Raw genomic sequence first — 9,509 nt, 5'->3', positions numbered from 1 at the left:
CCCACCCACACACGCCCACACCCACCACCCCCCCCCCCGGTGGAGGCCGGGCGGGCGGGGTTCTCTCATCTGCTCGAACTGACCGTTAGTGCCACGGGGGAGCGACGGGCAGCCCGGGCTGCTCGGGATGGCGATTAGGCCGCGTAGAACAGGGCCGTGGCTTCCTGGATCTCCAGGACGGCAGCAGCGAAGTCCTCGGGACCGCCGCCCCACGGGTCGGTGATGCCCGAGCCGAGGATCCTCACCGGCTGGTCGGAGTCAGCGGTGGCTTCGACCGCGAGCGCCGTTTCGTCGTCGACCGCGATCACGTCGTCAGCCCAGCCGAGCAGCCCCTCGTCCAGGAGCTGGCCCCGGTGGCCGGTCAGGTCGTAGCCGAAGGCGGAAGCGGCCTCGATCATCAGCGGGTGCGCGGGCTTGCCCACGTGCCAGTTGCGGGTGCCCGCCGAGCGCACGTCCAGCGCGCCCCCGGACCGCTCCGCGATGATCAGGGCGGCGATCGGGGAACGGCAGTGGTTCCCCTTGCAGACCACCAGTACCCGCCTTCGCCTACTCATCGGGGTTCACTCGCTCGATCTCGAACGTGATCACGCCGAGGGCTTCCTTCTCCGGCGGGAAGATCGCGTGGATCGCCCGCAACTGCTCGGCCTCGGTCGCGTGCGGGTTGACCGCCTTCACGTCCTCGGTGCCGAACATCTCCTTGAAGGTCCTGTACGTGCCGATGCGCTTCACCTTGGTCAGGCGCTCCTCGCCACGACAGGTGAAGTTGAGCAGGTCCCCGACCCTGATTCGCTTCATCGAGGCGTAGGCGACCCGGACTTCGACGGTCTTGGAGCCGTCGGCGATCAGGTCGAAGTACTGCTTGTAGATCTGGATGTTGCGGGGACGGCCATGCGCCTGGGATTGGTTCCTGGCAGGCTGGCGGGTGGTCATCAGGGCTTCCAATGCGGTCGTGGTGTAGGACCGGAAGAAGTGCCTCGGGCTGCTGAGCATCAGCTCACCGGCACCCGTGAGCGCTTCGACGTAGTCCGCTTGCGTGCCGGGCCAGGCGGCCGGGTCGAGCAGCCATTCCGCGGTGCTGCCTCCCGTCGCGTCTCCGGCTTCGGCAGCCGCGCGAAGGAGGCTCTTGGAGAGCTTCCCGCCGTCGCTGCCGAGGATCTGAGGGGTGAAGACGCGCAGCGGCACCGGAGCGGCCGGCGCCCCGATCGCGACGTGGGCGCCGTCCACCAGCTGGCAGCCGAACGCCCAGTCGCCGCCCTTCACCATCACGTGCAACGTGCCGTCGTCGGGGCGGTAGGACCGTTCCTTGACCACGTTGCGGTACAGGGTGGAGAGGTCCAGGTACCCGCCGCCGAGCGGCGTAACGTCCGCCTCGTAGCGGCCGTGCTCGTGGCACATCGCTTCGAACAGTGCCCCCGAGTCGTCCAACTCCAGCAGCCGCGTGTGGTCGGCGTACTTCTGGGCCCACCCGCACACCGGACACGGCAGCCGGATGTGTGCCGTACCGCTGGCCGGAGCCAGCCAGAACCGGATCTGATCCAGGAACTCCAGCGTCCGCAGGAACTCGGCCCGGAACTCCGGGCCCGCCTGCTGCTCGGTGTAGCTGCTGACCCTGTACTCCACGCCCGTGCGGCTGGTCATCGCGTCCAGAAGAGGGGCGTAGTACTCGGCGACCAGGGCGCGGATGCCGTGATCACCGAGCTGGTGGTGGTAGGTGAGCTGGTACATCCGGCCGCCATCGGTGATCGTCTCCGCCGGGGCGTTGTCCAGAGCCACGAAGTCCACGGCCGTATCGACCCCGAACTCATCGCGGGCCCGCTCGGCGACCAGGAACGACAGGCTCTGCACCAGGTGCGTGCCGATGTGCGGACGCCCGTTGAGCTGCGTCCCCACGGTGAACTCGATCCGCTCCGTCCCGGCCTCCAGGAGGCGGGGACGGAGCACGTCCAGGGCATCGTCAACGGCGTTGGCCAGCACGGTGTTCGGCGACCTGAGAAGGTCGATGGTGTTCAAGTGGTGCCTCCGCTCTGCTCATGAACCGGCTGCGGCCGGCTCAGTGCTGGTGTCGGTGGCGCATGGGCTCGGCATGCAGGGTCCTGAGCCGCTCCACAGCGGCGGACGCCGGGGACTCGCCCGCCTCGGTCGGCGCGGGAGGGGCGACCGCATCATTCACCGGTGCCCCCCGGCACGACACTGGGGGCACTCGCACCCCGGCGGCAGCGGGTACCGCACCGGCCGGGACTCCGACTGCGCCATCCGGTACTCGTTCAGGAGCGCGGCCATCTTCTGCGAACTGGCCTGCTCCCTACTCCGGTGCGAACCGGTGGACTTCACGGCAGCGGACATGCCTGGTTCCCTCTCCTTCACCGACGCGTGGGGGCGTGCGGGGTAGACCGTATGAACACCGACCAGCGGCGCTCAACGAAGTTGCTCATAGTTGCTGAAGGCTGTCTGAGCGAGCTTCGGTGCCGTCGAACGTTTGACCTTGGGGTGGTCGTAGGGCGAAGGTCGGAGATGACATGCGGCCGGATCGCGGGGGGAGCAACATGCGGCAACACGGCAGCGAAGGCGACGAGTTGACCGCTACGTTCTTCTGCACGGACCCCAACTCTCAGGGCGGCGTCGAGTGCGAGACGTTCTATGAGACCGACCGTGACTCATGGATCGTGCAGCTCAAATAGCGCGGGCCGAAGGTTCGGGATCAGCTCGTCGCACATGCCGACGACGAGACGTTCGGGGAGATGTCCGGGCGGACCATGGATGTGTTCGTGCGGAAGTACGTCAGGGAGCGTTATGGAATTGATCTCGGCGGCATGCCGAATTGAGCTGCTGTTCGGTGAGCCCGTCCAAGAGGTGCGGAAGTTTGAGCTGCGGGACTCCTATGAGGTGGGCCGCCCGTTGTTCGAGGCGTGGCGCTCAGGCGACCGTGGGACGGTCGAGGAGACGATGCGTGGGCATCGCGCGTTCCTGGCCGGGAAGGCCGCTGCCGGCTTCCCTTACCGGCGTGTGCGGGTCGTCTCCGAACCGCTCTCGGACTACCAGCGGATGGCGGTCGAGTTGGCCGACCCCACGGAACGTCTTCGGTGGCTTCCCCGCCGTCTCGTATCGGTGCTGCCCTTGCCGGGGAACGACTGCCTGATCCGGGATGACCTGGTGGTCTTCAACCTCATCGGGGGAGACAACCGACAGACCGACATCCAGCTCTCGACCGATCCGGACGTGATCCGGCTCTGTAACGAGGCATTCGAGCGAGCATGGTCGCTCGGCGCCCTCAATGGTGAGTACAAGCCGTAACGACATGTCCGACCAGGAACCATCCGAGTCCGCAAGGCGCGCTTTCGGGAATCAGCTCAAAGAACTCCGTCGGGATGCCCATCTCTCGGGTGTCGAGCTCGCGCAGTGCTGTGGCTGGCACAAGACCAAGGTGTCGAAGATCGAGCACGGGACGCAGATCCCGACCGAGGAAGACATCCGAAGGTGGGCAACGGCCTGTGCCGTCGAGGGGCATGCTCCCGAACTCATCGCGATGAGTCGTGAGATCGAGCTGATGTGGACCGACTACAAGCGGTGGCACCGACCGGGGATGAAGCGTCTCCAGTTCCAAGCCATGGACTTGTACGCGAAGACCAAGCTGCTCCGGGTGTATGAGTCGCTGTTCGTCCCCGGTTTCCTACAGACGGTCGAGTACGCCAAGGCGCAGTTCACCATCCATGCCAAGCTGCACGGCCTGCCGTTGGATGACGTGGAGGAAGCGGCACAGAACCGCGTGGTCCGGAAGCGGTTCCTCGGCACCGGGGCGCCGATATTCTCGTTCCTCCTGGAAGCCTCAGCGCTAACTAACAATACGGGTGGTGCTGAGGTGATGAACGGGCAGCTTGACCACCTCCTGGAGGTGTCCAGGCTCCCGTACGTGTCCATCGGGATCATCCCGCAAGGTCGGCCACGGTCGCTCTACCCTGGCGAGGGCTTCTACCTGTTCGACGAGAGCTTGCTCAAGCAGGAGTTCTGGTCGGGGGCGTTCCAGACGTCCAGGCCCGAGAACATCTCGTACTTCGTCCGCGTGTTCGCCGCTCTGCGGGACCAAGCGGTGTTCGGTACTGCGGCCCGAAACGAGATCGAAGCGGCCCGTGGCCGTCTTCAAGGGGCCTGAGAGCGCCACCCCCGGGGCATCGTCAGAGTCGGCCTGTACGCCGGGTTCATGTCGCCCCCGTCGAGCACCGGCTCGACGGGGGCGATGTGCGTTCCCTTCAGGGGTTGGTGGTGAGGTGGTCGAACTCGCCGGCCTTGGCGCCCTGGAGGAAGCCGGCGAACTTGAGGTGGGTGGTGCGGACGATGACCTCGCCGTCGTCGGATTCACGGAGCTCGATGGCCCCGTCAAGGGCACGTACCTCGACGCAGTTGTTGGCTGCTTCGCTGAAGCTGGATTTCTGCCACTCGGAGCTATTCATACCTGTCGTTCAGTTCCTTCATGATCGAGCGAATGTGATCTCGTGACTCGCTCTCCGGGAGCGAGACGGCTTCGATGCGCTCCAGGATCGCGCGGTAGCCCGCCAGCTGGGCGGGCGAGTCGAAGATGTGGGAGCCGTGAGACGAGTCGGACTGGACCGTGTCCAGCTCGGGCACTGGCCCCTCCGCGTAGAGCAGATTCTCGCTGGGGCCGGGGAAGTTAGCCGTAGCAAAGGGCACGACTCGCAGTGAGACGCCCGAAAGCTCGGAGTCTTTGACGAGTGAATCGAGCTGGTCCCTGAGCACCTCGGGCCCGCCGTACTGGATGCGCAACGCCGCCTCGTGGACGAGCGCCGTGTACGGCGTTTCGCCGGACCGGATGATCTGCTGTCTCCGCAGGCGGAAGTTCACTCTGCGATCGACCTCGCGATCGGGGAGAGGGGTGAACCCTCTCGCGAACACCGCAGTCGCATACGAGTTCGTCTGTAGCAGTCCCGGGATGATGCCGATAGTGAAGCTCTTGAGCCTCTTCGCACGACCTTCGATCTCCGCCACATCGATCGGGGCGGCTGCGAGTGCCGCTCGATACTCATCCCACCAGGCCGGGTCTCGCTCCCTGGCCATGTCGGCGAGCGCTTCGACCAAGGGCGCGTTGGCGCACATGCAGGCTTCCGCGATCTCGTGCAGGCGCGCCACGCTGACGGCCGACTTCCCGATCTCCATCTGACTCACCAGGGCGGCAGTCACCCCGAGCAGCCTGGCGAGGTGGCTGCCGCCGAAGCCGGCTTGCTCTCTCATCCTTCGTAGTTCGGCGCCGAGGCGTCGCTGACGCAAGGTGGGGATTCGAAGGGCCATGGCGTCCTCTCTACTGGCGCAGAGGCCAGTGTGCCGCGCCGGTCGTCGGCAGATCCACCCGGGCTTGGGAGTGCGCCGTCCCCCGTTGGGAGGAACCTTCTCCCGTCTGGATTTAATTAAAGAGTCGATGCGCTATCGTCGTTCTCAGCTCGATCCGATGGATCGTCAGTAATGCCTGCGACCAGGGCAGTAGGCGCCTGCTGCCCGCGCGCCGAAGAGCAGTCACGCGTGGCCTGGCTCACGGCGACGACCGCCATCACCTCTCCCACACCACAGCCTCACGGAGGTTCCCGTGTGCACCCGTAACACCCCCTCGCTCACCCTCTCCAAGCAGGCCCTGCGGGACGCCATGACCCGCAACGGCTGGGACGTCGACGCCGTCTTCAACGCCGAACTCGCCCTCTGCGAGCTCATCGTCAACGCCTGGCGGCACGGCGACACCCCCGCGCCCGTCGTCTGGTTCTCCATCCTCGGCCACACCCTCCGTGTCACCGTCTCCGACGAGAGCGACGCCCTCCCGCAGCCGCGCACGCCCGCCGACCTCGCCGAGACCGGTCGGGGCCTCCAGCTCGTGGACGGCCTCACCCACCGCTGGGGCGTCGACCCGCAGAAGCGCGGCAAAACCATCTGGTACGAGCTGGACTCCCGCGCGTGACCCGCGACCCCATCGTGTCGGAGGACCCCCGGATGCGCGACCACACCAAGCCCCAAATCATGTCTCTCCTAGGGGAGTTGCACAGGCGCGGCCTGCCGCACGGGCTCCTCTGGGGGTCCGCCTCGACGGGCGGGACCACCATCGACGGACGCATCCTGATCGACTTCGGGAACGCGCCGGTCAGCACTCTGCTCAACCTCCTCCGCCTGCTCCGCGACCTGGACGATGACGACGAGGAGCGGCACCGGTGAAGTTCTTCGTCGGCGCGATCCTCCTCGCCCTCCTCGCCCTCGCCATCACCACCGTCGCCCTCGGCGTCCTCGCCACCCTCAAGATGCCCCACCCCGACGACCGCGACGACCAGCACTGAACCGCGCGAAGGCCCTCGCCCACCCGGGCGAGGGCCTCGCGGGCGCCCGCTCAGCGTCAGTCCGCTTGAAGCTCCTTCACCACCTGCTCCGCCAACACGCGGGCGCCCTGAGGGCGAGGGTCCTCGGGATGCGCGTACGGTCCGAGGATCTTCGCCGCGACGAACAAGGTCATCAGCTTGCCGTCCCGGCTCGCGAAGTCGCCGCTCCGCTCGACACGGACACGATCAGCCAGCGCAGGCACGGCAAGCGACGCGGCCCACAGCGTGGCAGCGTCCAGGCCACGCGGGGCCATACCCCAGTCTTCCCAGTCGAAGACGCAGAACTCGGGCGCCGTCACGTTCGCCCAGTTCAGATCCGCATGCGCCGGACACCACTCGCTCACCGTGGCGTCGATGCCCGGGAACACCTGGCGAATCGTCCGAGTCACCAGCTCCTGGGTGATCGTCTCCGTGTCCGGCGTGGCGATCCGATTCGTTCGCTGCCCCGCGAGCGCATCGAGAGAGGCGTTCAGCTCCGGCCACCAGCTGGGCGGCAGGTCGGGACCCTCGGTCACAACTGCGGACCCCGCTGGGGCGGATGGCAGTAGTTCGGTTTCATCGGCCCGCCACATCACTGGCTCGACCTCATCCCGCCAGGCGATGCCGGCCAGCCACGCGGGCTTCGCAATCCCTCGCAGGGCCTCAGCGGAGGGGGTGCCGTCCCAGCCCTGGACGCCGATTCGATCGAGCCCTCGCCGCTCGATGCGTACCCACGTGCCACGCGCCGTGCCGGCTCCCACGGATCGGCGCTTGCGGACCACTGTCGCCCTGTCGAGTTGCGTGCCCAAGGCCGTCTCGACACGTACCAGCACCTCGTCCACCGGTGCCCGGCGCAGATCCGTCATGGGACAACGGTAGCGATGCTCAGCGGAGTTGGGGCTCGCTCCAAACGGGACGCTGTTGGTCAATCATTGGCCAACGGCGTCCCCCCCCAGGGCGAGCGTCTCGCGGTTGCACGTGTGCAGGGAACGCGCGTCCGGTTTGCGGCACGCCGTGCCCGCTGCGGGGCGCCGCTCAGCCCACGCCCAACGACCGCCGCAAGAACTCCAGTTCATGCAGCAGCAGGTGCTCCACCACGGCCTCGTCGGTCGGCCGGTGGCCGGTGGCGCGTAGCGGTAGGACCTCGTGCGGGCGTCCGGCGGCGAGGAGGGCGTGGGAGAGCCGCAGGGTGTGCGCGGGGAAGACGTTGTCGTCGGCGAGGCCCTGGATCAGCAGGAGCGGGCGGCGCAGCTCCGGGGCCACGGCGATCAGGGAGCCGTCGTCGTAGTGTCCCGGGTGCTCGTCGGGGTGGCCGAGGAAGCGCTCCTGCCAGTGGGTGTCGTAGAGCCGCCAGTCGGTGGGGGCGGCCCCGGCGGAGGCGGCGTGGAAGACGTCCGGGCGGCGCAGGGCGGCGAGGGCGGCGAGGTAGCCGCCGTAGGACCAGCCGCGGATGCCGACCCGGTCGAGGTCGAGCAGTCCGGGCCGCAGCCGGGCGGCCTCGTGCAGGCCCTCGACCTGGTCCGCCAGGGCGGGGCCGGCCTTGTCGCCGTAGATCGTCTTGTCCCACCGCGGTCCGCGCCCGGGGGTGCCGCGGCCGTCGACGACCAGCACCGCGAAGCCCTGGTCGGCGAACCACTGGGAGACCCGGCCCCACCACGCGCCGCCGCTGGTGACCTTGTGCATCCCGGGCCCGCCGTACGGGTCGAGCAGGACGGGCAGCGGGGCGCCGCCGGGGCGGTGGCCGGTGGGCAGGAAGAGCGCGGCGCGCAGCTCGCGGGGGCCGAGGCGGAGCAGTTCGGGGCGTGCGGCGAGGACGGGCGGCTGCGCGTACGAGGCCATCGGGTGCGCCGTCCGGTCGTCGCGGTGGACGGTGGTGCGGCCGGCCGGGAAGCCCTCGGAGCGGGTGGTGACGACGAGGGTGCCGCCGCGCCGGGCGCCGGTGTGGACGCCGGGGCCGCTGCTCAGCCGCCGGATGCCGCGGCCCGGTTCGTAGTGCCAGAGGTGGGTCTCGGTGGGGTCCTCCAGGGCGGTGAACAGGACCTGTTCGCCGTCCGTGCCGAGCACCTCCCACAGCTGTAGTCCGGGCGGCGTCACCGGCTCGCCGTCGACGGTGAGGTGCCGGGTGTCGCCGAGGTCGGCGGTGTCGACCAGGGCGCCGCCGGCGGTGCGCGCGGGCAGGCCGGGGAGGAGCTCGACCCAGTGCTCGTCGCGGCGTTCGGCGAGCACCCGGGTGGCGCCGTCGGGCCCGATCGCCAGGGTGCGGACGGTGCGCTGGTCGCGGCTCTGCACGGCGGCGTACGGGCCGTGGGCGTCCCAGCCTGCGGCGGTGAGGTACTCGAACGCGGTGCGGTCCCAGCGGACCTCGGTGCGGGTGCCGTCGAGGCCGAGCAGCAGGAGCGAGACCTCGGCGTTGGCGGTGCCGGCCAGCGGGTAGCGGATCACGCGGGGCGGGCGCTGCGGGTCGGTCGGGTCGGCGAGGTGCACGCGGTGGACGGGGCGCTCGTCGACGCGGGTGACGAGCAGCGCGGTGCCGTCGGGGGACCACCAGTGGCCGCGGGTGCGGTACATCTCCGCGGCGGCGACGTACTCGGCGACGCCGTACGCGACGTCCCCGGCCTCGGGCTCGGCGAGCGCCCGGTCGTCCGTGGTGCCCCCGTCGTCCGTGCCGTCCGTGTCGTTCGTGCCGTCGACGGTGACCACGCGCAGGGCGCCGTCGCCGGTGTAGGCGATCCGGCGGCCGGTCGGGTCGAGCCGCGGGTCGTGGACGCCGGTGGCGGTGGCGGTGGCGGTGGGGACGGCGCGGACGGTGCCGGAGGCGGTGTCGGCGAGCCAGAGAGCGCCGTCGAGCGCGAAGGCGGCGAGCCGGCCGGTGGCGCCGGTGCTGTAACCGGTGATGCCGTCGGTGGAGGGGCCGGCGCCCAACGCGGCCGGGTCGGCGATCAGCCGTTCCCGGCCGGTGACGGTGTCGAGCGCCCAGAGGCAGGCGAGCGGGTCGGTGCCGCCGCGGCTGCGCAGGAACAGGACGGCGGCGCCGTCGGCGGTGATGCCCGGGTGGGTGGGGGCGCCCAGGGTGAAGCACCGGGTGCGGGCGAGCTGGCGCGGTAACGGGTCGGTCGTCATGCCGGGCACCATAGGCACGGTCGGAGTGGCGCTGTCGAGCGGAAAACG

General features: G+C 69.2%; 11 protein-coding genes. 5 read left to right on the top strand and 6 right to left on the bottom strand.

From position 1 onward, the window contains the following. Positions 1-134: 134 nt before the first annotated feature. Together ACFV6I_RS25225 and ACFV6I_RS25220 are read right to left on the bottom strand one after the other, a co-directional pair. Positions 135-554, bottom strand: a complete 420-nt coding sequence (locus tag ACFV6I_RS25225; RefSeq protein ID WP_380345489.1) for a low molecular weight phosphatase family protein — start codon at positions 552-554, stop codon at positions 135-137. Next, on the bottom strand, positions 547-2,010 hold the full coding sequence (locus tag ACFV6I_RS25220; protein WP_380345487.1) for an ASCH domain-containing protein: 1,464 nt from the start codon (positions 2,008-2,010) through the stop codon (positions 547-549). Before ACFV6I_RS25220 ends, ACFV6I_RS25225 begins: the two co-directional genes overlap by 8 nt. Before the next feature lie 780 nt (positions 2,011-2,790). On the opposite strand from ACFV6I_RS25220, the gene ACFV6I_RS25215 reads away from it, so the two are divergent. Next, a complete protein-coding gene (locus ACFV6I_RS25215) occupies positions 2,791-3,291 on the top strand; it encodes a DUF6879 family protein (RefSeq protein WP_380427756.1) in 501 nt (166 codons plus the stop codon). Between the two features lie 4 nt (positions 3,292-3,295). Beyond that, positions 3,296-4,147, top strand: a complete 852-nt coding sequence (locus ACFV6I_RS25210; protein ID WP_380427754.1) for a helix-turn-helix domain-containing protein — start codon at positions 3,296-3,298, stop codon at positions 4,145-4,147. Between the two features lie 97 nt (positions 4,148-4,244). Here the strand turns inward: ACFV6I_RS25210 and ACFV6I_RS25205 are convergent, their stop codons facing one another. Together ACFV6I_RS25205 and ACFV6I_RS25200 are read right to left on the bottom strand one after the other, a co-directional pair. Then, on the bottom strand, positions 4,245-4,445 hold the full coding sequence (locus ACFV6I_RS25205; RefSeq protein ID WP_380427752.1) for a DUF397 domain-containing protein: 201 nt from the start codon (positions 4,443-4,445) through the stop codon (positions 4,245-4,247). After that, a complete protein-coding gene (locus ACFV6I_RS25200) occupies positions 4,438-5,298 on the bottom strand; it encodes a helix-turn-helix domain-containing protein (protein ID WP_380427750.1) in 861 nt (286 codons plus the stop codon). The genes ACFV6I_RS25205 and ACFV6I_RS25200 overlap by 8 nt, the downstream gene beginning before the upstream one ends. 292 nt (positions 5,299-5,590) lie before the next feature. On the opposite strand from ACFV6I_RS25200, the gene ACFV6I_RS25195 reads away from it, so the two are divergent. The 3 genes from ACFV6I_RS25195 to ACFV6I_RS25185 all read left to right on the top strand — a co-directional run bounded on the left by ACFV6I_RS25195 (position 5,591) and on the right by ACFV6I_RS25185 (position 6,323). Next, the gene (locus ACFV6I_RS25195; RefSeq protein WP_380427748.1) at positions 5,591-5,953 is read left to right on the top strand and encodes an ATP-binding protein; all 363 of its coding nucleotides are present in this window, start codon (positions 5,591-5,593) and stop codon (positions 5,951-5,953) included. Positions 5,954-6,030: 77 nt separating this feature from the next. After that, entirely contained in the window at positions 6,031-6,204 is a 174-nt protein-coding gene (locus ACFV6I_RS25190) for a hypothetical protein (RefSeq protein ID WP_380427746.1), read from the top strand. Further along, positions 6,201-6,323, top strand: a complete 123-nt coding sequence (locus ACFV6I_RS25185; RefSeq protein WP_363369142.1) for a hypothetical protein — start codon at positions 6,201-6,203, stop codon at positions 6,321-6,323. Before ACFV6I_RS25190 ends, ACFV6I_RS25185 begins: the two co-directional genes overlap by 4 nt. 56 nt (positions 6,324-6,379) lie before the next feature. On the opposite strand, the gene ACFV6I_RS25180 is transcribed toward ACFV6I_RS25185, so the two are convergent. After that, positions 6,380-7,207 (bottom strand): phosphotransferase, encoded by an 828-nt coding sequence (locus tag ACFV6I_RS25180; protein ID WP_380427744.1) that lies wholly within the window; start codon positions 7,205-7,207, stop codon positions 6,380-6,382. 169 nt (positions 7,208-7,376) lie between these two features. Beyond that, entirely contained in the window at positions 7,377-9,461 is a 2,085-nt protein-coding gene (locus tag ACFV6I_RS25175) for a prolyl oligopeptidase family serine peptidase (protein WP_380427742.1), read from the bottom strand. Positions 9,462-9,509 lie beyond the last annotated feature (48 nt).

Source organism: Kitasatospora sp. NPDC059803, assembly GCF_042732255.1.
GTDB lineage: Bacteria > Actinomycetota > Actinomycetes > Streptomycetales > Streptomycetaceae > Kitasatospora.
Note: the sequence above shows the minus strand (reverse complement) of the source record. Positions and strands in the feature narration are given on the sequence as shown.

Excerpts from the sequence above, each read along its gene's own strand:
- ACFV6I_RS25225 (WP_380345489.1), bottom strand. The coding sequence starts at position 554 with ATGAGTAGGCGAAGGCGGGTACTGGTGGTCTGCAAGGGGAACCACTGC.
- ACFV6I_RS25215 (WP_380427756.1), top strand. The coding sequence starts at position 2,791 with ATGGAATTGATCTCGGCGGCATGCCGAATTGAGCTGCTGTTCGGTGAG.
- ACFV6I_RS25210 (WP_380427754.1), top strand. The coding sequence starts at position 3,296 with ATGTCCGACCAGGAACCATCCGAGTCCGCAAGGCGCGCTTTCGGGAAT.
- ACFV6I_RS25205 (WP_380427752.1), bottom strand. The coding sequence starts at position 4,445 with ATGAATAGCTCCGAGTGGCAGAAATCCAGCTTCAGCGAAGCAGCCAAC.
- ACFV6I_RS25200 (WP_380427750.1), bottom strand. The coding sequence starts at position 5,298 with ATGGCCCTTCGAATCCCCACCTTGCGTCAGCGACGCCTCGGCGCCGAA.
- ACFV6I_RS25180 (WP_380427744.1), bottom strand. The coding sequence starts at position 7,207 with ATGACGGATCTGCGCCGGGCACCGGTGGACGAGGTGCTGGTACGTGTC.
- ACFV6I_RS25175 (WP_380427742.1), bottom strand. The coding sequence starts at position 9,461 with ATGACGACCGACCCGTTACCGCGCCAGCTCGCCCGCACCCGGTGCTTC.